The following is a 25,201-nucleotide window of genomic DNA, read 5'->3' as shown; positions in this document are numbered from 1 at the left end:
GTACATTAAATGACGGCCGAGGCGGTGCGTTCCGGCGCATCGCCTGCGTGAGTGTAGCGAGGACGCACATGACTGTGGCACCGCAGATCAGCGGCGTGGAATCCACGCATGCGAATGAACTCCTGGAAATGTACCGGCGGATGAGCCGCATCCGCCGTTTCGAGCAGCGGGCTTCGGAACTCTACAAGGCCACCGAGATCCCGGGATTCCTGCATTTGTCGATCGGCCAGGAGGCCTCCGCCGTCGGCGCCTGCTGGCCGCTGCGTGCCAGTGACGGGATCACCTCCACCCATCGCGGGCACGGGCATGTGCTGGCCAAGGGGCTGGACGTGGCCCCGATGATGGCGGAGCTGATGGGCAAGGACGCCGGCACCTGCCACGGCCGCGGCGGTTCCATGCACATCGCCGATCCCGGTCTGGGCATCTTCGGTGCCAACGGCATCGTCGGCGCGGGCCTGCCCATCGCCGCGGGCGCGGCCACCGCGGCCAAACTGCGTGCCGCCGGCGATGTCGTGGTGGCGTTCTTCGGGGACGGGGCGGTCGCCCAGGGCATGTTCCACGAAGCGGTCAACCTGGCCGCCGTATGGGACCTGCCCGTCGTCTTCCTCTGCGAGAACAACCACTACTCCGAGTTCTCCCCGGAATCCGAACAGCACCGGGCGCCGCTCTCGGCCCGCGCCGCCGGCTACGGCATCGGATACGCGCGGATCGACGGCAACGACGTGCTGGCCGTGGCCGGGATGATGACCGATGTGGTCGAGCGGATCCGGCAGGGCGGCGGTCCGGTCCTGGTGGAGGCGGAGACCTACCGCTGGCACGGCCACTACGAGGGCGACCCGCAGCGCTACCGCACGGCCGACGAGGTCTCCGAGGCCAAGGAACGCGACCCGCTGCTGGTGGCCCGTCGGCATCTGGCGGCCGCCGGGGTGAGCGAGGCCCGGGTCGACGCGGTGGACGAGGAGATCGACAAGGAGATCACGGCGGCCGTGGAGTGGGCGAGGAGCCTGCCCGAGCCCGCCCCCGAGACCCTCCAGGACTTCGTCTCCGCACCGCGCGCCTACATACCCGAGCCCGCCCCGCTGCCGGCCGACGCCGAGATCTTCCGCTCGATGGACGCCGTACGCCTCGCCCTGGAGCACGAACTAGCCGCGGATCCAGCGGTGTTCGTGGCCGGTATCGACGTCGGCGCGGGCGGCAACGTCTTCGGGCTCACCCGAGGCCTGGCGCAGGCGTTCCCCGGCCGGGTCCGGGACACCCCGATCAGCGAGAGCGCCATCCTCGGTACGGCGGTGGGCGCGGCCATGGCCGGTATGAAGCCGGTCGTCGAGATCATGTACATGGACTTCATCGGCGTCTGCCTCGACATGCTGCTCAACCAGGCAGCCAAGCTCCGCTTCATGACCGGCGGACGCGCCTCCATGCCCCTGGTCGTACGCACCCAGTTCGGCGCGGGCCGCTCCTCGGGCAGCCAGCACTCCCAGAGCCTCGAAGCCATCCTGGCGCACATCCCCGGACTGACCGTGGTCATGCCCTCCACCCCGGCGGACACCTACGGCCTGCTCCGGGCGGCCATCCAGGACCCCAACCCCGTGGTGTTCGTCGAGAACCGCCTCCAGTACGGCTTCAAGGGCCCGCGCCCCGCGGCCGACCACCTGATCCCGCTGGGCAAGGCCAAGGTCGTCCGCGAGGGCACCGACATCACGCTGGTCTCCTGGTCCCGGATGGTCCAGGACTGTCTCGCGGCCGCGGAACTGCTGGCCGCCGAGGGGATCAGCGTCGAGGTCGTCGACCTGCGCACGATCGCCCCGCTGGACCGCGAGACCGTCCTCGCCTCCCTGGCCAAGACCAACCGCCTCGTCATCGCCCATGAAGCGGTAAGGGACTTCGGCGTCGGCGCCGAACTGTCCGCCCTCGCCGTGGACGAGGGCTTCTGGCACCTGGACGCTCCCGTCACGCGTGTCGCCCCGCCCGCGATGCCGGCCCCGTACGCGCCGTCCCTGGAGCGCGCGTGGCTGCCCTCGCGCGACACGATCGCCGAGACACTGCGCCGTATCGCCGCGGTCTGAAAAACGAGGGGCAAGACAGAGATGCCTCCGGGAAATCTCCCGGAGGCATCTCTGCTGCAGAAGTCCGAAACCGGCCCGGTTGAAATCGGCAGGACCCCACGGTCGGACCGGCGGTGATGTATGACATCACCCGATTGGACTAAGGGAATTCTAGTGACACAGAAAGCGCCGGTCAATGATTAGACCGATAGGTCTAAAGAATTGGCGACTGTGCCTCCGTGCCGTGCGGACCTTGCGCGCAATCCAAGATCCGGAACGGCACTTCGATCATCGCATCCAAGCACCTAGACTGCGGAGTCATGGCAAGACCACCAGGGCACGGACCGGGCTACGAGATCAAGCGGCAGGAGATCATCGACAAGGCGGCAGCACTGTTCGCCAAGAAGGGGTACGCCGCCACCGGGATCGCGGAAGTGGGCGATGTCGCCGGCCTGGCGCGGGGCGCGCTGTACTACTACATCGGCTCGAAGGAACATCTCCTCGTCGAGATCCAGGACCGGGTGATGAGCCCGATGCTCGCCAACGTGCACCGGATCGCGGCCCTGGACGAGGATCCGGTGCTCCGGCTGCGGATGCTGTCCCAGACGCTCCTGGAGAACATTCTCGCCCGTCTGGACCATGTCTGGGTCTACGAGCACGACTACCGGAACCTGCACGGGGCCAACCGCTCGCGACTGCTGGACCAGCGCCGTGAGTTCGAGGACGTCGTCCAGCAGTTGCTGGTGGCGGCCATGGAGGACGGGTCGTTCCGCAGGCTCGATCCCCGGCTCGCCACCCTGCAGTTCCTGAACATGCACAACCACACGTACCAGTGGATCAACCCCGCCGGCGAGTGGGACGCCGGCCGCCTCTCGCGCGAGTACTGCGCCACGCTCTTCCACGGCTTCGCCAGCCCCGGCTACGGGTTCGACGACCTCGAGGACCGGATGAGCGAGTTCCTCGCCAAGCGGGAGACCGCCACCCCCGAGCCGATCCATCACGAGCAGGAATCCGGCCCGGCGTCGTCCCCGCGGCGCCGGGCGGCGAAGCGCGACTGATCGCCTGGGGTCCGGGCGCTGCCCCGCACCGCCCGGACGCACCGATGCCCCAGAACCGGGTTCTGGGGCATCGCGGCGTCGTGGGCGGGGGCCGCCCGGGACGTCAGACGGTGGCGACCGGGGTGAGGGGGCTGCCCTGTGTGCCGGGGAGGTTGAGCGGGGGCGCGGTGAGGAGGAAGCGGCTGCGGTTGTGTTCGCGCAGCCAGGCGGCGAGGTCGTTGAGGTACCACAACTCGCCGAGCGGGACGCCGAGTTTGAACAGGCAGAGGTGGTGGATGGGCAGCAGGGTGTGGCGGCCCTGGCCCTGGGTGACGCCGACGCCCTCGACGGCGTAGTTGTCGGAGATCAGTGCCGAGATCTGGCTGTCGGCGATCCACTGGAGCAGGTCGGGATCGTCGGCGTCGAGATAGGCGGCGGTCTGGTGGATGGCGACGGGGTCGGGCTTCTTGTTCCAGGCGAGGACCTGGGTGGCGAAGCCGGTGTGGAGCAGGAGCATGTCGCCCGGTTCCACGGTCACGTTGTCGGCGGCCATGATGTCCTGCAGCTGCTTGAAGCTGACGGGCTGGTAGCCGGTGCCGAGGTGGTGGGCGATGTCGATGAGGACGCCGCGGCCCTGGACGCCGTGCTCCGCCATGTGTTCGAGGCCGAGGTGGCGGGCGAAGCTCTTGCTGCCGCTGTCGTCGCCCTTGGCGTCGTCCTGGGGGCCGACGAGATCGGTGCCGGGCCGGTAGCCGTTGTAGTACACCGGCTCGTCGGTGCCGTCGGCGTCGGCGTCGAACTCGGCGCCCTGGTGGGCGAGGGAGTCCCACTGGGTGGAGTACTGCAGCCACAGGGTCACCACGTCGTCGGACCACACGTCGATCAGTGAGGGATCGATCTGCTCGCGGGCGACGACGTTGTAGAAGACGTCCTGGTTGTGGGCGAGGTCTTCGGTGGGGCGCAGGATGGGCGGGTAACGGCGCTGGTTCAGCGAGGTCCCGCCGGGATAGTCCAGCGGCAGGCTGAGGCTGAAGGTGATGCCGTGCTCGACCTCGCGTATGCCCTGCAGGACCTTCTCGGGGGTGAGCAGGTTGATCCGGCCCAGCTCGTCGTCCTCACCGAAGTCGCCCCAGGTCGAACCCGGCGGCCGCTGCTTCCAACGCTTCGTCACGATAAACGCCTCCTCTGTCGACGTCCCTGTCGACTGTTGCGGTCATGCTATTGAGTTTGTACCACTCGGTCAATGAAATCCGTCATTGCCTTCCGGCTTCTCGATCACCTTTTCCCTCCACTCCAATAGACTGATCGGTCGAAATGAGGTACACCATGCTCTGCAAGCAACCGTCAGGACTGGGAGCCATCCATGAGCGAGACCACTTACGCCGAGACCGTCGCCGGTGTGCGTGCCACCATCGGCGCGCACACCCAGGCGCAGGACGCCGGCCGCACCGACGAGATCGTGGCCCTGTACACGCCCGACGCCGTCCTGGAGGTGCCGGGCATCGACCCTCTGGAGGGACGCGAGGCGATCCGCCAGGCGTTCAAGGGGTGGGAGCCCACGCAGCCCCAGCTCCACATGGTGAGCAACACGGTGGTGACCCCGGCCGGCGAGGGCGAGGCGACCGCGGTGAGCGATGTCGTCTTCCTCCAGCGCGGCGAGTCCGGCTGGGCGGTGCAGATCACCGGCCGTTACGTCGACACGCTGCGCCGGGTCGACGGGAAGTGGCTGTTCCTGCGCCGGACCACCAGCTACCAGGTCTGACCGGGCCGATGCCGGGCCGCCGCCCCCGGAGGCGGCGGCCCGGCATCGTCGTGACGGGATCACGCGTCGGCCGCGGTACCCGTCCTGGAGAGATCGAAGGTGTTGAAGTCGTTCTCCTTGACCTCGCCGATCAGCTCCTGGAGCTTCCACCGGCCGGTGGGGTTCAGCAGCTGGCTGACCGCCTTGCCCGGGATGTTGGACCCGTAGAAGTAGCTCGCCTTCTGGAAGATGGAGAAGCTCTCGGGGCTGTTCATGAGGTCGGTCCACTCCTTCTCCGCGGACGCCTTGACCTCGATCACGTCATAGCCGTGGTGGCGCGCGTGGACGATGGCGTCGTGAGTGAAGTCCGCCTGGTCGCCGGCGTAGCGGGGGTTGTTGCCGAGCGCGCCGTGCGGGCCGCCGGGGAAGAAGAAGTTGGGGAAACCCGCCGTCGCGACACCGAGATAGGTGCGCGGGCCGTTCGCCCAGTACTCCTCCAGCGCCAGGCCCTGCCGTCCGCGCACTCCCAGCCGGTTGAGCGCCCCGGTGCCGAAGTCGTATCCGGTGCCCCAGATGACGATGTCGTACTCGCGCAGCCCCTCCGAGGTCTCGATGCCCGTCTCGGTGAACCGGACGATGGGCTCCTCGGGGAGGGAGACCAGGGAGACGGCCGGCTTGTTGTACGCCTCGAAGTAGCCGGTGCCGAACGGAGGGCGCCGGGCGCCGTAGCCGCCGTCCTTGGGGACCAGGTGCTCCGCCGTCACGGGGTCCTTGACGGTGCTGCGGATCTTCCCCGCCATGAACGCGCACCACTCGGCGTTGATCTCCGGGTTGTACGTCATGTCGCGGTAGTGCTCGGTCAGCTTGGTGAAGCCCGGGCTGTTCCAGATCTTCTCGTAGAACTCCTGGCGGTCCTCGGGGCTGACCTCGGAACCGCTCACCGGGTTCATGGCGTGCAGGAAGCCGCTGGGGGAGGTGTTGAGGGTGTCCCGGATCCGCTCGAAGTCGGCCTTCAGGGAGGCCTGTTCCTCGTCCGTGATCGGCCGGTTGTTGAGCGGGGTGACCCAGTCCGCCTTCATCTGGTAGACGGTCAGGCAGGCCACGTCGTCCGCGATGGCGGGCACGACCTGGACACCGCTGGAGCCCGTCCCGACGAGCGCCACGCGCTTGCCGGTGAAGTCGATGGGCTGCTTGGGCCAGCGGCTGGTGTGGTACTGCTCGCCCCTGAAGTCATCCCGGCCCTTGATGGCGGGGATGAACGGCACCGACAGGTTGCCGGTGGCGGCGACGACGAACCGGCTCCTGACCGTCGTCCCGTTCTCGGCCGTCACGGTCCAGGTGCCGGTCTGCTCGTCGAAGACGGCCGAGGCCACCTTCGCGTTGAAGACGATGTCGCGGCGCAGGTCGAAGCGGTCGACCACGTAGTTGAAGTAACGCTCGATCTCCGGCTGGCCGGCGTACTGCTCCGACCACTCCCACTCCTCCCACAGCTCCTTGGAGAAGAGGTAGCCGTAGGTGTAGCTCTCGGAGTCGAAGCGCGCCTCGGGATAGCGGTTCCAGTACCAGACACCGCCGACGCCGCTGCCGGCTTCCAGCAGCTTCGCCGAGTAGCCCGCCTCGCGGGCCAGGTACAGCTGGTAGATACCGGTGACGCCCGCGCCTATGACCACGACGTCCAGCAGGCCGGCCGGGTCGGCCTGGCCTTCCGGTGCCGATGCCGTCGTGTTCGTCGTGTTGCTCATCTGCCCTCCACAGTGCACAGGTGGGCTGCTCCGCCCGCGTGAGCCCGAGTTTGTTAATTCGACCGATCGATCGAATATTGAGGCGAGGGTAGAGCAGGGTCCTGGCTCGATCAATGGCCGTGTCGCAGGAAGGCGGCCTCTGGATGGTGTCGATCTCGCGCCGTGCGCCCGTGGCGGCCGTCCGGCGCCCCGCTCGACAGGCGAATGCCGTCGTGGACGTTGATTATACCGACCGATTGGTCTAACTTTCCCTCGGGGGGCGGACACAGCGTTGTGCCAACAGGAGTCGCACATGACGGCCACGAATGCAGAAGAGCCGACCGACCTGCGTGAAGCGGGACTCAGGGCCATGCGAGACGCGCTGCCGGGCGTGTTCCCCGAAGGGGACATCGACCTGCGGGACGGGCGTCTCGGAGAAGAACTCGTCGAGATCGGTCTGACCAGCGTCTGGGGCGCGCTCTGGGCTCGTGAGGGACTCGCCCCGCGCGACCGCAGCCTGGTCACCCTGGGGATCCTCATCGCGCTCGGCGCCGAGACCGAACTGCAGACCCACTTCCGCGTCGGCCTCACCAACGGCCTCACCCGTGAGGAACTCGCCGAGGTCATCTACCACGCCGCCGGCTACGCGGGCTTCCCGGCCGCGACGGCGGCGCGCACCGCCGCCCGAAAGGCGCTGGCGGACTGACGGCGCGCCGGGCCCCGCACGGCGTCGCACGAACCCGCGGGGACGGATCTACGGGGTGAATCCGTGGGGGCAGACCTGCGGGGACAGGCCTGCGGGGAGGCCCCGTGGGGGCGGACCTACGGGGACGAACGCGCGGGCACGGACCTGCGGGGTGAACCCGCGCGGAAGAACCATCAGCCACGCGATCGCGGCCCCGCCAGGGGCCGTCGCGAGGCGTCACGCAACATGAGGAGCACGTATGTCACTGCAAGGAAGAGTCGCGGTCGTCACCGGCGGTGCCCGTGGCATCGGGCAGGCCGTCGCGACGGTGCTGGCCGCGCGAGGCGCGTCGGTCGCGGTGTGGGATCTGAACCTCGAAGGTGCCGAGAAGACCGCGACGGCCATTCAGGAGGCGGGTGGTACGGCGATCGCGGTCGGGGGTGATGCGGCCGATGCCGGTGCCGTCGCCGAGGCTGCCGCCCGGACCCGGCGGGAGCTGGGGCCGGTGACGATCCTGGTCAACAACGCGGGGATCACGGCTTATCAGCCGTTCACGAGTATCGCGGAGGATGCCTGGGACCGGATGATCGGTGTCAATCTGAAGGGGCCGTTCCTGGTCACGAAGGAGCTGGTGCCGGACATGCTGGCGGCGGGCTGGGGGCGGATCGTGAACATCTCGTCCTCGTCCGCGCAGACCGGGGCTCCGGCCATGGCCCACTATGCGGCGTCCAAGGGCGGGGTGATCGGGCTGACCCGGGCGCTCGCGATCGAGTACGCGGACAAGGGCATCACCGTCAACCACGTCCCGCCGGGCTTCATCGACACCCCGCTCGCCCGTCAGGGTCCCGTCGACATCGACGCCGCCGCCGCGCACATGCCGATGAAGCGGGCCGGACAGCCGGAGGACGTCGCCTACGCGGTGGCCTACCTCGCCTCGGAGGAGGCCGGCTATGTGACCGGCCAGACCCTGAGCACCAACGGCGGGCGCTACCTCGTGTGACGTCAGCGGGTCCGGGGCCGCGCGGTGGCGTCGGCCCGGCGCGGGGGACCGGGCCGCCCGCGCGTTCCTCCGGGTCGGGTGACCTCGCGGATCGCTTCACCCCTATTCATTGTTTCGACCGGTAAGTATAAGTTACGTGGCACGGCTGCGCGAAGCTGCATCGGAGTGACGGTATGAGGATCGAGCACGGATTCCCGGACGGCGGCCGACGGCTGCCCGTCCGGCCGACGGCCGCCGGGGTGGGCGCATGACCGCCCCCGCCCGGCTCCTGGTGGTGGGCGCCTCCGCGGCCGGACTCACCACCGTGGAGGCCGTCAGGCGCAAGGGTTACGCAGGTGAGGTCGTCGTGATCGGCGACGAGCCGCATGCGCCCTATGACCGGCCGCCGCTGTCCAAGCAGGTCCTCTCCGGCGCGTGGGAGGCGGAACGGGCGACGCTGAGGACGGACGACGTCCTGTCGGGTCTCGACGCCGGCTTCGTGCTCGGTGAGGAAGCGGTGGCCCTCGACGTGCCGACCCGCACCGTGCGGACGGCGTCCGGGCGCGAGCTGTCCGCGGACGCCGTCGTCATCGCCACCGGGGTACGCGCCCGCACCCTGCCCGGGCAGGCCGGGCTGGCCGGCGTGCATGTGCTGCGCAGTCTCGACGACGCCCTGGCCCTGAAGGCCGAACTGCGGCCGGGTGCCCGCCTGGTCGTGGTCGGGGAGGGCGTGCTCGGATCCGAGATCGCGGCCACCGCCTGCACGCTCGGGCTGGACGTCACCCTGACCGGCCCGCTCGATGCGCCGATGGCGCTTCAGGTCGGCCCGATGGTGTCCGGGCTGCTGGCCGACCTGCACACCGAGCGCGGCGTACGGCTGCGGCTGGGCGCCGGCTGCGCGGGACTGACCGGTCAGGACGGCCGGGTCACCGGAGTCGAGCTGAACACCGGAGAGACCCTGCCGGCCGATGTCGTGGTCGTCGCGATCGGCGCGGCCCCGGCCACGCAGTGGCTGGCGGACAGCGGACTCACCCTCGACAACGGCGTGGTGTGCGACTCCCGTTGCCGTGCTGCGGACGGGATCTACGCCGTCGGCGACGTGGCCCGCTTCCACCACGAGGGCTACGACCGGCTGCTCCGGCTGGAGAACCGTACGAACGCCACCGAGCAGGCCGGGGCCGTCGCCGCGGTGATCCTCGGTGACGACCGGCCGTACGCGCCGGTGCCGTACTTCTGGACCGACCAGTTCGACGCGAAGCTCCAGGTGCACGGCATGCTTCCCGCCGACGCCGATGTGGAGATCGTCGAGGGCGAGGTGGCCGCCCGGCGGTTCGTCGCCCGGTACACCAGCGACGGCGTCGTGACCGGCGTCCTCGGCTGGAACATGCCCAAGCAGACGCGGCTGCGGCGCCAGGAGGTCGTCGACGGCCTCCACACCCCGGTGTCCACCCCCTGAACCCCCACGAATCCCGACCAGGAGAAGTGCCATGAAGGTTGTCATCGACGAAGAGAAGTGCTGCGCCGCCGGGCAGTGTGTCGCTGCCGCCCCGGACGTCTTCGACCAGCGCGACGAGGACGGGATCGTCGTCCTGCTGAACGAGACCCCCGGGCCGGAACTGGCGGACGACGTGCGCAACGCGGCGGCCGTGTGCCCCGCGCTCGCGATCCGCGTCGAGGAGTGACCACCCGCCTTCGTACGGAAGGCGGCGACTGCCGGGGTTCAGGGCTCCGGCAGTCCCTCAACACCTGGCACGAGGCTCGTGCCGCAGCGTCTCCCGCCGCCACCCGGCGGCGGGCGCACCGCATATGACAGTTCGTCGCATCCGCGGCCGGTGCTCCTCCACCGGCACTTCACGGGACAAGCGCAGTACGACAGGAGTCGTCGATGGACCAGTTGAGCTTCGAAGGACGCGTGGCCGTCGTCACGGGGGCGGGCCGAGGGATCGGGCGTGCCCATGCCCGGCTGCTGGCCGAGCGGGGGGCCAAGGTCGTGGTCAACGACCTCGGCGGATCGATGGCGGGCGAGGGCACGGACGCCGGCCCCGCGCAGAGGGTGGTCGACTCGATCGTGGCGGCCGGCGGCGATGCCGTCGCCGACACCCACGACGTCTCCACGGAGGCGGGCGGCAAGGCGATCATCGACTCCGCCCTGGACGCCTTCGGCCGGGTCGACATCGTCGTGAACAACGCCGGCATCATCCGCTGGGCCGGTCTGCCCGAGGTCGACCTGGACAACCTCGAACGTCATCTCGCCGTGCATCTGCTGGGCTCCTTCAACACCATGAAGGCCGCCTGGCCGCACTTCGTCGAACAGGGCTACGGGCGGGTCGTGCTGACGACCTCCGCCGGTCTCTTCGGGCTCGACAACAACCTCTCGTACGCCGCGGCCAAGGGCGGTGTGGTCGGCCTGGCCCGCAGCGCGCGGCTGGCCGGCGAGCCCCACGGCATCAAGGTGAACGTGATCGCCCCGGCCGCGCTGACCCGGATGGGCGGCATCGAGGACGAGGCCGCCGCCGACGCGGCCGCCCAGCAGGCGGGCATGACCTCGGAGGCGGTGTCTCCCATGGTCGCCTACCTCGCACACGAGGACTGCCCGGTCAACGGAGAGATCTACGCGGCCGGCGCGGGCCGGTTCGCCCGTTTCTTCATCGGCTCCACGCCCGGTTATGTGCACGAGGGCGGGATCGCCGGCATCGAGGACGTCGCCGTGAACTGGGATGCGATCAACGACGAGCAGGGCTACTACGTCCCGTCCGACCTGATGGCGTGGACGGGCGCGTTCCTCGGGCACCAGTTCAGCGAGAAGCCCGGGGGCGAGGCCTCGTAGCCGACACGCGTGCGTCCCTTCGCCGGGCGCGCGGAGGAGGAGGGGGCCCCGTCCGGGTGGCACGGCGGGTGCCCCCTCTCTCGTTGAGGCGTTGCGCTTCGGCCTCTCGCCCCGGGTGTTCCGGAGGCCGGTCCGCCGCTGCCCGGACACCTTTCGCACTCCAGGCCATTATCTAAATCCGTTAACTGATATACCCTATGACGTCGAGTCATCGCAGGAGGACCGATGTCACCGGTGCCATCGCTCGACGGGCTGCGGGTCCTGGAGTTCCTCGGCCTCGGTCCAGGGCCGTTCGCCGGCATGCTGCTGGCCGATCTGGGCGCGGACGTGCTGGCCGTGGCCCGGCCGGGCGCCGCCCGGCCCGCGCTGGTGGAGAACCGGCCCGTCGTCGAACTCGACGTCAAGTCGGCCGAGGGCCGCGAGCGGGCGCTGCGGCTCGCCGACCACTGCGACGTGCTGATCGAGGGCTTCCGCCCCGGCGTCATGGAACGGCTGGGACTCGGTCCGGACGACGTCCGCGACCGCAACCCGCGACTGGTCTACGGCCGTATGACCGGCTGGGGACAGTACGGCCCGCTCGCGCCCACCGCCGGGCACGACATCAACTACATAGCGATCACTGGCGCGTTGCACCACGCCGCCCGTTGCGGCGGGACGCCCACGCCGACCGCCAACCTGCTCGGGGACTTCGGCGCGGGCGGCATGTACCTGGTGACGTCGGTCCTGGCCGCGCTGTACGAACGCGCGCGTACCGGCGTGGGCCGGGTGCTCGACGTGGCCATCGTGGACGGCACGACCTACCTCACCGCCATGCTGCACGAGTACCGGTCCCGCGGCACCTGGTCGGACGTCGCCGGCACCAACCGGCTGGACACCGGGGCGCCGTACTACGACGTCTACCCCTGCGCCGACGGCGGTCATGTCGCGATCGGCGCCCTGGAGGCACCGTTCTTCGCCGCACTGGCCGAACTGCTCGGACTCGACCCCGCCTGGACCGGCGTCCGCGAGGATCCGGCCCGCTGGCCCGAACTGCGCCGGGACATCGCCGAGGCCCTGCTCCGGCGTACCCGGGACGAGTGGGCGGACGCCGCCGTGGGCACGGACGCCTGCCTGACGCCCGTACTGAACCTGGCCGAGGCGGCCGGGCACCCGCACTTGAGCGCCCGGCAGGCCCTGGTGCCGGCGCCGGACGGCCGGCCGGGCTGGCGGCCCGCCCTGGGCGGCGGCCGATCGGTGCGCGCACGCCCGGCGCGGTCGCTGACGGAGGCCCTCACCCGGTGGGGCGCCTCGGAGATCGGCACGGAGATCGGCACGGAGATCGGCACGGACACCTGACCCGAGTGCCCGTGCGACGGCCGCCGGGCGACGGAACCTGTGAAGTGGGAGCGAGGAGAGATGACGGCACGTCAGGCAGTGATCGTGGACGCGGTTCGCACCCCCATCGGGAAGCGCAACGGCGCACTGAGCGAGGTCCATCCGGTGGACCTGTCGGCGGTGGTCCTGCGCGCGCTGGTCGACCGCACGGGCGTCCCGCCCGAGTACGTCGAGGACGTGATGTGGGGCTGCGTCACGCAGTTGGGCGACCAGTCCAGCAACGTCGCCCGGTTCACGACCCTCGCGGCCGGTTGGCCCGAGAGCATCCCGGGAGTCACCTTCAACCGGGCCTGCGGATCGAGCCAGCAGGCCATCGAGTCGGCGGTGCACGCCGTCGTCGCGGGCGCCTACGACTGGGTGGTCGCGGGCGGGGTCGAGACCATGTCGCGGGTCCCGCTCGGGGCCGCCCGCGAGACCGGACTTCCCTACGGCCGGACCGTACTGGACCGGTACGGCACCGACCGCCTGGACCAGGGCACGGGTGCGGAGATGATCGCCGCCAAGTGGGGCCTGAGCCGGCAGCGGCTCGATGAGTACGCCTCCCGCTCGCACGAACTCGCTGCCGCGGCCATCGACGCACACGTCTTCGACGACCAGTTGGTCACCGTGGACGCCGCGCCCGGCCTGACCCAGGACGAGGGGCTGCGCCGCGGCACCTCGCCCGAGACCCTGGCACGGCTGAAGCCGTCGTTCCGGGAGGACGGCGTCATCCACGCGGGCAACGCCTCCCAGATCTCCGACGGGGCCGCCGCGCTGCTCATCACGACCGACGAGCTGGCCCGACGGCACGGCCTGCGGCCGCTGGCCACCATCCGCGCGGGCGCCGTGGTCGGGGACGACCCGGTGATGATGCTGACCGCTCCGATCCCAGCCACCCGCAAGGTCCTCGACCGGGCGGGTCTGACGATCGACGACATCGGCGCCTTCGAGGTCAACGAGGCCTTCGCACCCGTACCCCTGGCCTGGCAGACCGAGGTGAAGGCCGACCCCGACCGGGTGAACCCGCTCGGCGGCGCCATCGCGGTGGGACACCCGCTCGGCGCGTCCGGCGCCATCCTCGCCACCCGGCTGCTGCACCACATGCGCCGCGAGGGCATCCGGTTCGGGCTGCAGACCATGTGCGAGGGCGGCGGCACCGCCAACGCCACCGTCTTCGAACTGGCCGACTGACATGAGCGGGACACCGACCGCCTCGACCGCGGAGGGGACGGCAGCGGTCGTGACACCCGAGCAACTGCGGCGCGACCGCGCGCTGTTGAGGGACCGCTGGTATCGGGAGGGCCACTACTCCTCGCGTACCGTGGCCGAGGCCCTGGAGGACGCCGGCCGGCGCGTCCCCGGCACCCGCTTCGTGTTCGCCACGGAGGCGGAGACGATCACGGTGACACTGGCGGACGTGCTCGCACTCGGCAGACGTGCGGCGGCCGGACTGCGCCGGCTGGGGGTGCGCCCCGGTGACGTGGTCGCCGTACAGATACCCAACCGCCTGGAACTGGTGGTCTCGTACTTCGGGGCATGGCTGGCCGGTGCGGTCGTCCTGCCCATCACCCACATCTACGGCGCGGCCGAGGTCGGCGTCATCCTCCGGGACGCCGGTGCGAAGGTCCTGATCCTGCCCGACGCCTGGCGCTCCATCGACTTCGTCGAACGGGTGGCCGGCCTCGACGCGGGGCCGGTCCTCGAACACGTCGTCATGATCGGCGAGCGTACGGCGCCGGGTACGGTCCCCTGGAGCACCCTCCTCGACGGGACGGAGGAGGCGCCGCCGCCCGAGGGCGGGCACGCCGACGACGTCTGCGCGCTGATCTACACCTCGGGCACGACCGGAGTCCCCAAGGGCGTGCAGCACACGCACAACACGCTGCTGCACGAGCTGCGCAAGGGCGACCTGATGAACGAGGCCGGGCCGGACGACACCCGCCTCATCCCCTGGCCCTCGGGGCATGTCGCGGGGCTGCTGGCCGCGTGCAGCGGCATCGTCGGCGGCACCGACACGGTGCACATGGACCGCTGGCACCCGGCCCGCGCCGTCGAACTCGTCGAGACGTACCGGTGCACCATCACCAGCGGCACACCACTGCACGTGGAGGCGCTGCTCAGGGCCGCCGAGGAGCACGGCCGTGACATCTCCAGCCTGCGGTTCGTGCAGATCGGCGCCGCGGGCGTGCCGCCCGCGCTGGTCGCCAGGGCCGACGACGCGGGCATCGTCGTCGCGCGGGCCTACGGCAGCACCGAGCACCCCCGCTGCGCGACCTCACCGCTGGACGCCTCCGCGCGCCAACGGTCGCTCACCGACGGCCTGGTGCGCTTCGGTGACGAGGTGCGGATCGTCGACGAGAAGCTGCGTCCGGTGCCGTCGGGGGCGGAGGGGGAGGTGCTGACCCGTGGGCCCAGCCAGTTCGTCGGCTACCGCGATCCGGCGTACGACGCCTCGGCGTTCGCGCCGGGCGGCTGGTTCCGCACCGGTGACGTCGGACGGCTCGACGAGGACGGGCATCTGACCATCACCGACCGCATCAAGGACATCATCATCCGGGGCGGGGAGAACATCGCCTCCAAGGAGGTCGAGGACATCCTCGCCACCCATCCCCGGGTCCGGCACGCCGCGGTGGTCGCCGAACCCGATCCGAGGTACGGGGAGCGGGTGGCCGCGTTCGTGGTCCTCGACGGCGGCACGCTGGACGTCGAGGAGGTTCGTGAGCTGTTCGCCCGCCACCGGGTCGCCCCCCAGAAGGCCCCGGAGCGCATCGAGGTCGTGCCCGATCTGCCGAGGGCCCCGTCGGGCAAGGTCCGCAAGTTCGAGCTGCGCGACCGGCTGCGGGCGGCGCCGGGCGAAGCCGCCGAAGAGGTCCGCCCCTGACCACTGGCCGGACCCGCATCGGCCGACAGACAGACAGAAGGGTTTCCCATGGATGTGGGACTGCTGATGAGCTACTCGGGCGGCTTCGCCGAAGCCGCCCGCCGGCTGGGGGACTTCGAGGCGGCCGGGGTGGACTCGGTGGTGCTGCCCGAGGCCTACACCTTCGACTCGGTGAGCCAGCTCGGCTATCTCGCCGCCCGGACGCAGCGGATGCGCATCGCCTCGGGCATCCTCAACGCCTACTCGCGCACTCCCGCGCTGCTCGCCATGACCGCGGCCGGGCTCGACTTCGTGTCGGACGGCCGGTTCCAGCTGGGCCTCGGCGCCTCCGGGCCGCAGGTGGTGGAGGGTTTCCACGGGCTGCCGTACACCTCACCGCTGACCCGGATCCGGGAGGTCGTCGAGATCTGCCGGACGGTGTGGCGGCGCGAACCCCTGCGGCACGAGGGCCGGCACTTCCAGCTGCCGCTGACGGCCGAGCGCGGCGGCACCGGGCGGGCCCGGCCCATGAAGTTGATCAACCACCCGGTACGCCCCGACATCCCGATCGTCCTGGCCGCGCTGGGCCCGAAGAGTGTGGAACTGGCGGCCGAGCTGTGCGAGGGCTGGCAGCCGACCCTGTATCTCCCCGAGGCCGCCAAGGAGGTGTTCGGCCCCTCCCTGGAGGCCGGCGGGGCCCGGCGCCCGGACGGGCTGCCGCCGCTCCGGATCGTCGCCGACGTCAAGCTCCTGGTCAGCGAGGACCCGGCGGAACTGGCGGAGGGCCGGCAGCGGGTGAGCGAGTACATCGCCCTGTACGTCGGCGGGATGGGGGCGCGGGGGAAGAACTTCTACCACGCGCTCGTCGCCCGGTACGGCTTCGAGGGGCAGGCGGCCACCATCGAGGAGCTGTACCGGACGGGCCGCAAGGCCGAGGCCGCCGCCGCGGTTCCGGCCGAACTGGTCGACGCACTGGCCCTGGTGGGACCGCCCGGCGTGGTGGCGGAACGGGTGGCCGCCTACCGCGAGAGCGGGGTGACGGGGCTGAACGCCTCGCCGGTCGCGGCCACTCACGACCGGCAGGTCGCCGACATGGCCCTGCTCAAGCGGCTCGCCGGGTGAGACGGGTATGTTCGAGATGGGCGAGCACCCGCTCGTGATGGTGGGCGGCGGTGCCGTGGACCAGCGCGTCCACCGTCGCCCGCCGCAGAAACAGGTGCAGGTCGTGCTCCCAGGTGAAGCCGATGCCGCCGTGCGACTGCAGCGCCTCTCCGGCGACATGGGGGAGGTTCTCGCTCGCGAAGGCCTTGGCCACCGAGGCCGCCGCCGTCGCGTCCTCGTGCTCCGCGTCATGGGCCAGCGCCGCGTAGTAGGTGGCGGCCCGCAGCCCGCGCAGCGCGATCAGCATGTCGGCGGCCTTGTGCTTCACCGCCTGGAAGCTGCCCAACGGGCGGCCGAACTGCTCGCGTACGGTGACATGGCCGACCGTCATCTCCAGCAGCCGCTCCCCGGCGCCCAGCGCGTCCGCGGCGGTCAGGACCGCCATCGCGTCCACCCAGCGGCGCGCCTCGGTGGGGTCGGTGGCCAGTACCTGTTCGCCCGCCACGGCCACGTCGTCGAACAGGACGTCGTACCAGGACCGGGTCAGGTCCAGCGTGGTGCGCCGTTCGGTGCGGACGGCCGACGTCGGCACCAGCAGCACGTACGGCTCCTCCCCGGTGACCGCCACCAGCAGCAGGTCGGCGCAGCCGGCGGCATGGACGGCCGTGGCCCGGCCCGAGAGGACGAGGGACTGCCCCGCCCGCCGTACGGCGAGGGAACCCGGGTGTACGAAGGCCGCCTTGAGACGCCCCTCGGCCAGCTCCGACGCGAGCGGAGCGGTGCCGCGTGCCGCGGCCCAGGACGCCAGCGCCGTTTCCACGAAGGGGCCCGGCGCCGCGGCACGCCCGAGTTCCTCGGCGACCAGGCAGAGTTCCACCAGCCCCTGCCCGGCGCCCCCGGCAGTCTCCGGGGTGGCCAGCCCCGTCCAGCCCATCCGCACCCCTCGGTCCCACAGCTTGTCGTCGACGTCCCCTCCCGCCTCGACGACCGACCGGACGGAGCGCGGCGGGCAGTCCGAGGCCAGGAGGTCACGCGATATCCCGCGCAACGCGGCCTGTTCCTCGGAGAGTTCGAAGTCGACCATCGGCCGTTCCTTCCTGGGGATCCGGTGGTGGATCACTGGCCTCTCATTGAGTGCAATGATTAAGCTATCTGGGATATCGGCTCCGGAGAAGCCCGTGGGCCCGGAACCCGGTGGGGGAGAGGAGCGACGATGTCGGATCAGCAGCCCGGCGGTGCCGCGCATCGCTACGAGACGGTGCTGTTCGAGGTGGCGGGGCATGTCGCCACCGTGACGCTGAACCGCCCGGACAAGCTCAACGCGTTCAACCAGACCATGGTGGACGAGTTCCGGGACCTCTGGGAGCGGGTGCGCACCGACGACACCGTCCATGTGGTGGTGCTGCGGGCGGCGGGCGAGCGCGCCTTCTGCACCGGCACCGACGTGAACGACCGGATCCACCTCGCCGAGAACGTGTGGAGCCAGGAGGATCCGGGACGCGGCCTCAGCCCCAAGCAGAACAGGGTCTGGAAGCCGGTCGTCGCGGCGGTGCACGGCATGGTGGCCGGCGGGGCCTTCTACTGGCTGAACGACTGCGACATCGTGATCGGCGCCGATGACGCCACCTTCTTCGACCCCCATGTCAGCTACGGCATGACCTCCGCGCTGGAGCCCATCGGGCTGGCCCGCCGCATCCCCCTCGGCGAGGCGCTGCGCTGGGCGCTGCTCGGGCTGGACGAACGGATGTCGGCCGCCCGCGCCCGGGAGATCGGGCTGGTGTCCGAGCTGGTGCCCTACGCCGAACTGTGGGGCCGGGCCGACGAGCTGGCGCGCATCATCGCCGCCAAGCCTCCGGAGGCCGTGCAGGGCACCGTGCGCGCGATCTGGGAGACGCACGGCCTGGACCGCGAGACGGCCCAGGCGCTCGGCTGGCACTACACCACCATCGGCAACCCCCTCGGCAAGCCGCAGGTCTCGCGCGAGAACTTCGTCAAGCCGAGGTGGACACTGCGCTGACCGGGCCCGGCCCCGGCCCCGGTCAGTCCGCGAACCGGGCGATCTCCAGGTCGAGGAGATCGCCGAGGTTGTCCGCCGGAGGGTCCGGCAGCCGCACCGGTGACCGCCGGGTGGGCAGCAGGACCACCGCCCGGCCCGGCGTGGAGACCTCACCGCGCTGGTTGTGGCACGACATCTCGATGTGCACCTCGTTGCGGCCGTCGACCACCGCCTTGTCCACCACGGTGCCGCGCACCCAGGTGGTGTCCCCGACGTAGTTGAACCTGCGGTGCTCGCAACGGAGCCGGAACAGCCAGCCGTCGTCGCCCATCCAGTCGGTGAGCGCGTGCGTCAGCCAGGTCTCGCGCATGCCGCCGTAGTCGTAACTCATGGGGATGCCCAGCTCGTGAGCGCGTTCGGGCTCCCAGTGCAGCCGCTGCACGGTGTCCGGGATGTTCCTGGCGTTGGGCGGGTAGAGCCCGGGCGCCTTGCGGCGCACCCGCCGGGCGACCGCGAAGGCGCCCGGCGGGGTCAGCTGCATGCCCCAGCCGACATGCCAGACGACCACGTCGGTCACGGTGAGCGGGCCCTTGACCCGCGGCTGGAGTTCGTCTCCGACGTGCACGTCCTCGAAGTAGCGGGTGCGCGCCCCGCGCCGGGTCTCGGCGTCGTACGCGGCGTCGATCTGGGCCAACTGCTCCTCGGTGTACGGCGGGAAGTCGAGGGCCTTCTTGTCGTCCGCGCGCTTCCTGCTGGAGTGCCGCTCGGTGTGGATCCAGGTGCCGCGCTGCACCGCGACCACCTGTCCCGCGCCGTCGGCGAACAGGAAGTCGTTGGTCACATGGGCGGCCCGGCCGCCGAAGGAGCTCGCCTTGACCTGCACGCCCACCTGGGTCCGCAGACAGGAGCAGCGGTCACCGAGCCGCAGGGGCCGGTAGTACTCGAACTCCATGACCGCCTGGTAGGCGCCGAGTCCGGCGAACGGATCGCCCTTGAGGATCGCCTTGGCCCGGTCGTCCTGCTCCACCGCGTTCTCGCCCATGGTGTAGAGGAAGTTGGGCGGTGCGATCGTGCCCTTCCAGCGGGTGCCCGGACCGTGTGCGGGGTCGCACCACAGGGGGTTGTCGTCGCCGTAGCCGAGCGCGAAGTGCCGTATCCCGTCGGCCGTCACCTCCAGGTTGTGCGGCGGCAGCCGGCGCTGCGGGACACCGATGCGGCGGCGCGAGCGCTCGACGGCCTCGTCGGTGAGCAGGCCGTAGTCCGGCCGATCCGTCGACGTGGTCAACTTCGCTCCTCCATGGGTGAGATGGACGGTTGTTCCTCTGGCGTACGCGCGGCGCCGAAGAGCTCCTGGAGGCGGGGGCGGTCGACCTTGAGCGAAGGGGTCCGCGGCAACTGGTCCAGGATCCGCAGCTCCACCGGCATCTGATAGCGCGTCAGCCGGGCGGAGAGGTGGTCCAGCAGTTCCCGCTCGCTGGCCTGGGAGCACAACGTGACGGCCACGACGGGCACTTCGCCCAGCCGTTCGTCGGCGCGACCGAGGGCCGTCGCGTCGCTCACGGCCGGGTGCTGGTGCAGCGCATCCTCGATCACGCTGGGCGGGATCTTGAAGCCGCCGCGGTTGATGGCGTCGTCCGCGCGGCCGTGGATGAAGAGGAACCCGTCCTCGTCCACCGAGGCCAGGTCGTTGGTGCGCAGCCAGCCGCCGCCGGTGGGCAGTTGCGGGCCGCGGACCTCCAGGAGGCCGATGGCGCCGGGCGCCCGCACCTCCTCCTGCGCAGCCCGGTCGACGACGCGCAACTCGATGCCGGGATGCGCGCGGCCCACACTGCCGCGTTTGGCCGCGCCCCACCGTCGGTGGTCGGCGAGGGACCAGCCCGCGATGGCGCCGGCGAACTCGGTCGCGCCGTAGGTGGTGAGGATCGGCACGCCGTAGCGCGCCTCGAACTCCTCCGCCAGCTCCGGCGGCAGGGGCGCGGTGCCCGAGCCGATCGCACGGACGCTGCTGAAGGTGTCGGCGGACAGGTCCGCGTGCAGCACCATGCGGATGGCGGTGGGCGGCAGCCGCAGCTGACGGGGCCGGTGTCGGCGCACCGACCGGGCCCACTCCTCGACCTGGAAGCGCTCCAGCAGCGCCACGGACCGTCCGTCGACGGCGTGGGCGATCGCGAAGTAGAGCCCGCTGATATGGGCGAGGGACGACCACAGGATGACGTAACCCTGGCGCAGACGCGGGCCCGTGCTGTCGTCCAGCACCGTGCCGGCGGCCTGGAAGGCGGCGGTGAGCTGCGGGTAGCTCAGGGAGACCCGCTTGGGCCTGCCCGTGGTGCCGCTGGTCATCATCACCACGGCCACGTCGTCCGTCGGGAGTCCGGGCGGTTCGGGCACCCAGGAGACCGGGTGCGGCCGCAGCCCGGACTCCGGCGACACGACCAGGGGGATCGCGCGCGTGTCCTCGGCGGCGGCGCGGACCGAGTCGCGGCCCCAGTCCTCGTCGTCGGCGATGACCACGTCCGGGCGCAGCGTACGGATGTCGTCGCCGAGTCCGGTGTCGCCCACGTGCGGGCTGAGGGTGACGACCTGCCGTCCGGTCGCGATCGTGGCGAGCAGCGCGGCCAGCTGGCCGGGCCTGTTGCGCAGGACGAGGCCGATCCGCCGGGCGGTGGGACGGTCACTCAGCAGCGCGTCCAACTCGCTTGCGGCGCAGGCGAAGTACGACCACGGAAAGTCCGACTCCGCGAAGGTCAGTGCCGTCGCGGTCGGCTCGACGTCCAGCACCCGGCGGAGCCAGTTCGAGAGCGGGGGCAAGCTGCGCCCGGTGGGAAGCGAGCGGGCCTGTTTCGTCATGGCACCCTTCTACGACGAGGCGAGCCTTTGAGGTAAATTAGTTATTTGATTGTACCGATGCTGTCCGGGTGGGGCCAAGGGGCGCGATGTCGTCGGGTGTCCCGCCCGCCACGCGCCGGTCCGCGGCCGGCCCGACTCCAGGAGAACCATGCGACTTGACGCGATCACCGCACTCGTCACCGGCGGTGCCTCCGGCCTCGGAGCCGCGACCGCGGCGGCGTTCGCCGACGCGGGAGCCAAGGTGGTCATCACCGACCTGCCCGGCTCGCCCGGCGCCGAGACCGCCGCCGCGATAGGCGGCGGCGTGCGGTTCGTGCCGGCGGACATCACCGACGAGGCGAGCCTGCGAGCTCCCCTCGAAGCCGCTCAGGAGAGCGGCAACCTGCGAGCCGTCGTGCACTGCGCCGGCCGCGGCGGTGACCGGCTGCGCATCCTCGACAGGTCCGGAGCACCAGCCACGCTGGACAGCTACCGGCAGGTCCTGGAGGTCAACCTCGTCGGCAGCTACAACGTCCTGCGGCTGGCCGCCGCCGCCATGGCGGGCAACACCGTCGAGGACGGCGACCGCGGCGCGATCGTGCTCACCGCCTCCGCCGCCGCCTTCGAGGGACAGATCGGCCAGACCTCGTATGCGGCCTCCAAGGGCGGGGTGCACGCGATGACGCTGGTGGCGGCCCGCGACCTGGCCAGTTGGGCGATCCGCGTCAACACCATCGCGCCCGGCACCTTCGACACCCCGATGCTGGCCAGGCTCCGCGAGGACATCCGCCGGAGCATCGCCGAGACCATCCCCCACCCCAGGCGGCTGGGGAACCCCGAGGACTACGCCGACCTGGCGCTGACCCTGGTGCGCAACCCCTACATCAACGGCGAGACCGTCCGCCTCGACGGCGCGTTGCGGATGGGCCCGCGATGAGCACCGCACCCGAGGTCCTGGTGGACCGGCACGACCGGATCCTCGTGATCACCCTCGACAGGCCGGCACAGAAGAACGCGATGACCCTGGCGGCCGCACATCTCGTCGCCGAGGCAGTCGACCGCCTGGACGCCTCACCGGAGCTGTCCGTCGCCGTGCTGACCGGTGCCGGCGGGACCTTCTGCGCGGGCATGGACCTCAAGCGGTTCGCGCAGGGGGAGCGGCCCGCCGTGCCGGGCCGCGGATTCGGCGGACTCGTCGAGGCACCCCCGAAGAAACCGATCATCGCCGCCGTTGAGGGCTGGGCGCTCGGCGGCGGCTTCGAACTCGCCCTGGCCTGCGACATGGTGGTGGCCGCCGAGGGGGCGCGGTTCGGACTGCCCGAGGTCCGGCGCGGCCTGGTCGCCCGCGGCGGCGGAATGATCCGGCTGCCGCAGCGGCTGCCCCGCTCGGTGGCGATGGAACTGCTGCTCACGGGCGACCCCGTCGACGCCGGCCGGGCGGAGCGGCTGGGACTGGTCAACCGCGTGGTCGCCGAGGGGCAGGCCCTGCAGGCGGCCCTGCAACTCGCCGCACGGGTAGCCGAGAACGCGCCCCTCGCGGTGCAGTGTGCGAAGGCGGTGGCGGGCGCCGCGTCCGACTGGCCGCAGGACGAGGTCTGGCAGCGGCAGGCGCCGTGGTCCGACGCGGTGTTCGCCTCGGACGACGCCAGGGAAGGCGCACGGGCCTTCGTGGAACGCAGAGAGCCCGTGTGGACGGGGAGTTAGGAGAGCCGTCCGGCGCGGACGGACTCAGGGCGGTGCTACGACGGCCACAGTGAGCCCTCGTAGCACTGCCCTTGCCCCCTCAGCGGATCGCCACGGGGTTCACCATTCCGCCGGTGCTGCGCAGGAAGCGCTCCGGGGTCGCGTCGAGCAGGAACGTGTAGCGGCGGTCGCGGTCGCAGGCTGCGGCGAGGTCTTCGAGGACCCAGTTCTGCCCCTGGATCATGCCCATCATCACCAGGCAGAGGATGTGCACGGGCAGCATCACGTCCTCGACGTTGGAAGGCAGCAGCTCCATGGGCATGTTGTCGATCGCGGCCGCCGCCGCACGGCGTTCGTGGAGGAAGAGCGGGGCGTCGTAGTCGAGCGCGGGTACCGGACGGCGGTAGGCCGGTACGTCACCCGCGAGGAAGTGCGACACCTGCCCCGTCCGTACGAGGACGATGTCGCCCTCCTCCACCGGCGTCCCCTGGGCCGCCTCCACGGCCTCCAGGACCGCGCGCGTCACCGCGAACCGGCCGGGCAGCCGGTCGACGCCCTGGTGCCGGGCCACGTCCAGCAGGATGCCCCGCGACACGATGGTGCCGGCCGCCTCGATGCCGAGTCTGGTGGCCCCGGAGGCGTCGACCGAGTCCGCCGGCACGCCGTTGTACATGAGACCGCGATGGCTGCAGTGCGACAGGGCGTCCCAGTGCGTCCCGGCCTGGGTGGGCGTCACCACGATGTCGTCGCTGTAGGCGACCGAGTCCGGGGACGCGGACATCGGCGCGTTGATCGTGAGCATGGTGCGGACCGGGTTGATGCGTCCCGGCACGCTCGTGCCGGACTGCTGCGGGCCGTCCAGCGACAGCGACATGGACAGGGAGAAGGTCTCGCCCGTGACCACGGACGCCGTCGCCTTCCTGACGACCTCGGGGGTGATGAAGTTGAGTGTGCCGAGCTGGTCGTCCGCGCCCCAGCGCTTCCAGTTGTCGACCCGCTCGGCCAAGGTGTCGAACTCGGCAACGCTCAGCACGGTTTCCGCCTCTCGGCCGCTGTGATGTCTTCCGGTGGGTCAGGGACGGGGTTCCCGGGGCAGCCCCAGGGCCCGTTCGGCGACGGTGTCGCGCAGCACCTCGTTGGCGCCGCCCGCGATGGTGTAGGCCCGGGAGTAGAGCAGGGCGTCCTGCCAGTAGCCCCCGGCCACGGCACGTTCGTCGCCCTCGGCCAGGAGGCCGTCGAGCCCTTGCAACTGCACGCCCAGGGCGACCGCTTCGAGGTTGGTCTCGCTGTAGAAGATCTTCACCATCGCGGGGTCGGCGGGCTCGTCGGTGCCGGCCGCCATCCGGGACTGCACCGCCTTGCTCATCAGGTCGGCGACATGTACCCGGGCGGCCAGCCGCCCCAGCCGGGCACGAGTGGCGCCGTCCCGCAACGCGGGCTCCCCGTCCGGACCGGGCCGGGCGGCCAGAGCGAGCAGGCCGTCGAGGTCGTCGAGGAGTTCGGCACTGCGCGCGGCGACCGAACCCCGCTCCTGGGCCAGGCTGGCGCCGGCCACCCGCCATCCGTCGCCGACCTCGCCGATCACCCGGTCGGCGGGGATGCGCACGCCGTCCAGGAACACCTCGTTGAAGTCCGCGGTGCCGGTGATCTCCCTGAGCGGCCGGATCTCCACCCCCGGGGTGCGCATGTCCATCGCGAACGCGGTGATGCCCCGGGTCCGGCGCGCCGCCGGACCGGTCCGCGCGAGCAGGTATCCGACGTCGGCGTACTGGGCGTTGGTCGTCCACACCTTCTGCCCGTCGACCACGAAGTGATCGCCGTCCCGGCGCGCCCGGGTGCGCAGCCCCGCCAGGTCGCTGCCCGCCTCGGGCTCGCTGAACAGCTGGCACCACAGATCCGCGCCCGACCGCAGCCGGGGCAGGAAGTGCCGCTGCTGTGCCTCCGAACCGTGCGCCAGCAGTGCGCCCGAGGCCAGGGCACCGGCGCCGATCTGCCCCCAGGCCCGTGCCCGTGCCAGCTCCTCGGCGACGACGAACCCGGGGCCGGGGCGCGGGTCGGCGAGACCGCCGAACTCGAACGGCCACGACCTGCCGAGATAGCCGGCCTCGTACAACCGGGCGGTCCAGCGCCGCAGTTCGGGTACGAGGGCGGCGGCGGGGGCCCGAACACCCGCGTGGGTCCTCGTGCCCGGGGCGTGGGCGCCGATGAACGCCCGCACCTCGGCGCGGAAGGCGTCGAGTCCGGCGTCGGTGTCGAGCCTCATCGTCTCTCCTGTCGAAATCGTCTCTCCGGTGCCGAAGGCGGGCGGCGGCCTCCTCGCCGTGGGCGGGGCCGTCGCCCGGTGGGA

Annotated in this window: 22 protein-coding genes; 15 read left to right on the top strand and 7 right to left on the bottom strand. The window is 71.2% G+C overall.

All coding sequences use genetic code 11. The features are described from left to right. The first annotated feature begins 68 nt into the window (after positions 1 to 68). Positions 69 to 2,066, top strand: a complete 1,998-nt coding sequence (locus ACIRR9_RS34885) for a pyruvate dehydrogenase complex E1 component subunit beta (protein WP_403760263.1) — start codon at positions 69 to 71, stop codon at positions 2,064 to 2,066. Between the two features lie 299 nt (positions 2,067 to 2,365). Continuing rightward, positions 2,366 to 3,103 carry a TetR family transcriptional regulator gene (locus ACIRR9_RS34880; protein WP_403760261.1) on the top strand — a complete coding sequence of 246 codons (738 nt, stop codon included), beginning with the start codon at positions 2,366 to 2,368 and terminating at the stop codon, positions 3,101 to 3,103. 103 nt (positions 3,104 to 3,206) lie between these two features. Here the strand turns inward: ACIRR9_RS34880 and ACIRR9_RS34875 are convergent, their stop codons facing one another. Further along, complete coding sequence (locus ACIRR9_RS34875) at positions 3,207 to 4,253, bottom strand: cyclase family protein (protein WP_384571958.1); 1,047 nt, start codon at positions 4,251 to 4,253, stop codon at positions 3,207 to 3,209. A 192-nt stretch (positions 4,254 to 4,445) separates the two neighbouring features. Between ACIRR9_RS34875 and ACIRR9_RS34870 the strand changes: the two genes are divergently transcribed. After that, the gene (locus ACIRR9_RS34870) at positions 4,446 to 4,844 is read left to right on the top strand and encodes a nuclear transport factor 2 family protein (RefSeq protein WP_403760258.1); all 399 of its coding nucleotides are present in this window, start codon (positions 4,446 to 4,448) and stop codon (positions 4,842 to 4,844) included. Positions 4,845 to 4,903: 59 nt separating this feature from the next. Here the strand turns inward: ACIRR9_RS34870 and ACIRR9_RS34865 are convergent, their stop codons facing one another. After that, positions 4,904 to 6,565, bottom strand: coding sequence for a flavin-containing monooxygenase (locus ACIRR9_RS34865; RefSeq protein WP_403760255.1), 1,662 nt, complete (start codon positions 6,563 to 6,565; stop codon positions 4,904 to 4,906). Positions 6,566 to 6,857: 292 nt separating this feature from the next. Between ACIRR9_RS34865 and ACIRR9_RS34860 the strand changes: the two genes are divergently transcribed. The 9 genes from ACIRR9_RS34860 (at position 6,858) to ACIRR9_RS34820 (ending at position 16,370) form a co-directional block, all read left to right on the top strand. Beyond that, positions 6,858 to 7,250 (top strand): carboxymuconolactone decarboxylase family protein, encoded by a 393-nt coding sequence (locus ACIRR9_RS34860; protein WP_403760252.1) that lies wholly within the window; start codon positions 6,858 to 6,860, stop codon positions 7,248 to 7,250. Positions 7,251 to 7,488: 238 nt separating this feature from the next. Next, positions 7,489 to 8,229 (top strand): SDR family NAD(P)-dependent oxidoreductase, encoded by a 741-nt coding sequence (locus tag ACIRR9_RS34855; RefSeq protein ID WP_403760249.1) that lies wholly within the window; start codon positions 7,489 to 7,491, stop codon positions 8,227 to 8,229. 247 nt (positions 8,230 to 8,476) lie between these two features. Next, a complete protein-coding gene (locus tag ACIRR9_RS34850; protein WP_403760246.1) occupies positions 8,477 to 9,664 on the top strand; it encodes an NAD(P)/FAD-dependent oxidoreductase in 1,188 nt (395 codons plus the stop codon). Positions 9,665 to 9,695: 31 nt separating this feature from the next. Beyond that, positions 9,696 to 9,890, top strand: coding sequence for a ferredoxin (locus ACIRR9_RS34845; protein WP_362335670.1), 195 nt, complete (start codon positions 9,696 to 9,698; stop codon positions 9,888 to 9,890). Between the two features lie 203 nt (positions 9,891 to 10,093). Continuing rightward, positions 10,094 to 11,035, top strand: coding sequence for an SDR family NAD(P)-dependent oxidoreductase (locus tag ACIRR9_RS34840; protein WP_403760243.1), 942 nt, complete (start codon positions 10,094 to 10,096; stop codon positions 11,033 to 11,035). Positions 11,036 to 11,260: 225 nt separating this feature from the next. Then, positions 11,261 to 12,370, top strand: coding sequence for a CaiB/BaiF CoA transferase family protein (locus ACIRR9_RS34835; protein WP_403760240.1), 1,110 nt, complete (start codon positions 11,261 to 11,263; stop codon positions 12,368 to 12,370). A gap of 60 nt (positions 12,371 to 12,430) precedes the next feature. Further along, positions 12,431 to 13,579, top strand: a complete 1,149-nt coding sequence (locus ACIRR9_RS34830; RefSeq protein ID WP_403760237.1) for a thiolase family protein — start codon at positions 12,431 to 12,433, stop codon at positions 13,577 to 13,579. 1 nt (position 13,580) lies between these two features. Then, positions 13,581 to 15,269: an AMP-binding protein gene (locus ACIRR9_RS34825; protein WP_403760234.1), complete on the top strand. Its 1,689-nt coding sequence runs from the start codon at positions 13,581 to 13,583 to the stop codon at positions 15,267 to 15,269. 48 nt (positions 15,270 to 15,317) lie between these two features. After that, positions 15,318 to 16,370: an LLM class F420-dependent oxidoreductase gene (locus ACIRR9_RS34820; protein WP_403760231.1), complete on the top strand. Its 1,053-nt coding sequence runs from the start codon at positions 15,318 to 15,320 to the stop codon at positions 16,368 to 16,370. Here ACIRR9_RS34820 and ACIRR9_RS34815 read toward each other — a convergent pair. Then, positions 16,351 to 17,433, bottom strand: coding sequence for an acyl-CoA dehydrogenase family protein (locus ACIRR9_RS34815; protein ID WP_403760228.1), 1,083 nt, complete (start codon positions 17,431 to 17,433; stop codon positions 16,351 to 16,353). The two genes, ACIRR9_RS34820 and ACIRR9_RS34815, sit on opposite strands and share 20 nt — an antisense overlap. Positions 17,434 to 17,562: 129 nt before the next feature. Between ACIRR9_RS34815 and ACIRR9_RS34810 the strand changes: the two genes are divergently transcribed. Then, a complete protein-coding gene (locus ACIRR9_RS34810; protein WP_403760225.1) occupies positions 17,563 to 18,366 on the top strand; it encodes an enoyl-CoA hydratase/isomerase family protein in 804 nt (267 codons plus the stop codon). Between the two features lie 22 nt (positions 18,367 to 18,388). Here ACIRR9_RS34810 and ACIRR9_RS34805 read toward each other — a convergent pair whose 3' ends face one another. Next, on the bottom strand, positions 18,389 to 19,630 hold the full coding sequence (locus ACIRR9_RS34805) for a MaoC family dehydratase N-terminal domain-containing protein (protein ID WP_403760222.1): 1,242 nt from the start codon (positions 19,628 to 19,630) through the stop codon (positions 18,389 to 18,391). Continuing rightward, on the bottom strand, positions 19,627 to 21,192 hold the full coding sequence (locus ACIRR9_RS34800) for a class I adenylate-forming enzyme family protein (protein ID WP_403760220.1): 1,566 nt from the start codon (positions 21,190 to 21,192) through the stop codon (positions 19,627 to 19,629). Before ACIRR9_RS34800 ends, ACIRR9_RS34805 begins: the two co-directional genes overlap by 4 nt. A 148-nt stretch (positions 21,193 to 21,340) precedes the next feature. On the opposite strand from ACIRR9_RS34800, the gene ACIRR9_RS34795 reads away from it, so the two are divergent. Both ACIRR9_RS34795 and ACIRR9_RS34790 read left to right on the top strand, forming a co-directional pair. Beyond that, complete coding sequence (locus tag ACIRR9_RS34795; RefSeq protein ID WP_403760217.1) at positions 21,341 to 22,108, top strand: SDR family oxidoreductase; 768 nt, start codon at positions 21,341 to 21,343, stop codon at positions 22,106 to 22,108. Beyond that, entirely contained in the window at positions 22,105 to 22,875 is a 771-nt protein-coding gene (locus ACIRR9_RS34790; protein ID WP_403760214.1) for a crotonase/enoyl-CoA hydratase family protein, read from the top strand. Before ACIRR9_RS34795 ends, ACIRR9_RS34790 begins: the two co-directional genes overlap by 4 nt. 79 nt (positions 22,876 to 22,954) lie before the next feature. Here the strand turns inward: ACIRR9_RS34790 and ACIRR9_RS34785 are convergent, their stop codons facing one another. Both ACIRR9_RS34785 and ACIRR9_RS34780 read right to left on the bottom strand, forming a co-directional pair. Then, the gene (locus ACIRR9_RS34785; RefSeq protein ID WP_403760211.1) at positions 22,955 to 23,887 is read right to left on the bottom strand and encodes a cyclase family protein; all 933 of its coding nucleotides are present in this window, start codon (positions 23,885 to 23,887) and stop codon (positions 22,955 to 22,957) included. 39 nt (positions 23,888 to 23,926) lie between these two features. Then, entirely contained in the window at positions 23,927 to 25,117 is a 1,191-nt protein-coding gene (locus ACIRR9_RS34780; RefSeq protein WP_403760208.1) for an acyl-CoA dehydrogenase family protein, read from the bottom strand. Positions 25,118 to 25,201: the final 84 nt, after the last annotated feature.

Source organism: Streptomyces sp. NPDC101234, assembly GCF_044767525.1.
Lineage (GTDB): Bacteria > Actinomycetota > Actinomycetes > Streptomycetales > Streptomycetaceae > Streptomyces > Streptomyces sasae.
Note: the sequence above shows the minus strand (reverse complement) of the source record. Positions and strands in the feature narration are given on the sequence as shown.

Coding starts and splice junctions, on each gene's coding strand:
- ACIRR9_RS34885 (WP_403760263.1), top strand. CDS start 69: ATGACTGTGGCACCGCAGATCAGCGGCGTGGAATCCACGCATGCGAAT.
- ACIRR9_RS34880 (WP_403760261.1), top strand. CDS start 2,366: ATGGCAAGACCACCAGGGCACGGACCGGGCTACGAGATCAAGCGGCAG.
- ACIRR9_RS34870 (WP_403760258.1), top strand. CDS start 4,446: ATGAGCGAGACCACTTACGCCGAGACCGTCGCCGGTGTGCGTGCCACC.
- ACIRR9_RS34865 (WP_403760255.1), bottom strand. CDS start 6,565: ATGAGCAACACGACGAACACGACGGCATCGGCACCGGAAGGCCAGGCC.
- ACIRR9_RS34860 (WP_403760252.1), top strand. CDS start 6,858: ATGACGGCCACGAATGCAGAAGAGCCGACCGACCTGCGTGAAGCGGGA.
- ACIRR9_RS34855 (WP_403760249.1), top strand. CDS start 7,489: ATGTCACTGCAAGGAAGAGTCGCGGTCGTCACCGGCGGTGCCCGTGGC.
- ACIRR9_RS34850 (WP_403760246.1), top strand. CDS start 8,477: ATGACCGCCCCCGCCCGGCTCCTGGTGGTGGGCGCCTCCGCGGCCGGA.
- ACIRR9_RS34845 (WP_362335670.1), top strand. CDS start 9,696: ATGAAGGTTGTCATCGACGAAGAGAAGTGCTGCGCCGCCGGGCAGTGT.
- ACIRR9_RS34840 (WP_403760243.1), top strand. CDS start 10,094: ATGGACCAGTTGAGCTTCGAAGGACGCGTGGCCGTCGTCACGGGGGCG.
- ACIRR9_RS34835 (WP_403760240.1), top strand. CDS start 11,261: ATGTCACCGGTGCCATCGCTCGACGGGCTGCGGGTCCTGGAGTTCCTC.
- ACIRR9_RS34830 (WP_403760237.1), top strand. CDS start 12,431: ATGACGGCACGTCAGGCAGTGATCGTGGACGCGGTTCGCACCCCCATC.
- ACIRR9_RS34825 (WP_403760234.1), top strand. CDS start 13,581: ATGAGCGGGACACCGACCGCCTCGACCGCGGAGGGGACGGCAGCGGTC.
- ACIRR9_RS34820 (WP_403760231.1), top strand. CDS start 15,318: ATGGATGTGGGACTGCTGATGAGCTACTCGGGCGGCTTCGCCGAAGCC.
- ACIRR9_RS34815 (WP_403760228.1), bottom strand. CDS start 17,433: ATGGTCGACTTCGAACTCTCCGAGGAACAGGCCGCGTTGCGCGGGATA.
- ACIRR9_RS34810 (WP_403760225.1), top strand. CDS start 17,563: ATGTCGGATCAGCAGCCCGGCGGTGCCGCGCATCGCTACGAGACGGTG.
- ACIRR9_RS34800 (WP_403760220.1), bottom strand. CDS start 21,192: ATGACGAAACAGGCCCGCTCGCTTCCCACCGGGCGCAGCTTGCCCCCG.
- ACIRR9_RS34795 (WP_403760217.1), top strand. CDS start 21,341: ATGCGACTTGACGCGATCACCGCACTCGTCACCGGCGGTGCCTCCGGC.
- ACIRR9_RS34790 (WP_403760214.1), top strand. CDS start 22,105: ATGAGCACCGCACCCGAGGTCCTGGTGGACCGGCACGACCGGATCCTC.
- ACIRR9_RS34780 (WP_403760208.1), bottom strand. CDS start 25,117: ATGAGGCTCGACACCGACGCCGGACTCGACGCCTTCCGCGCCGAGGTG.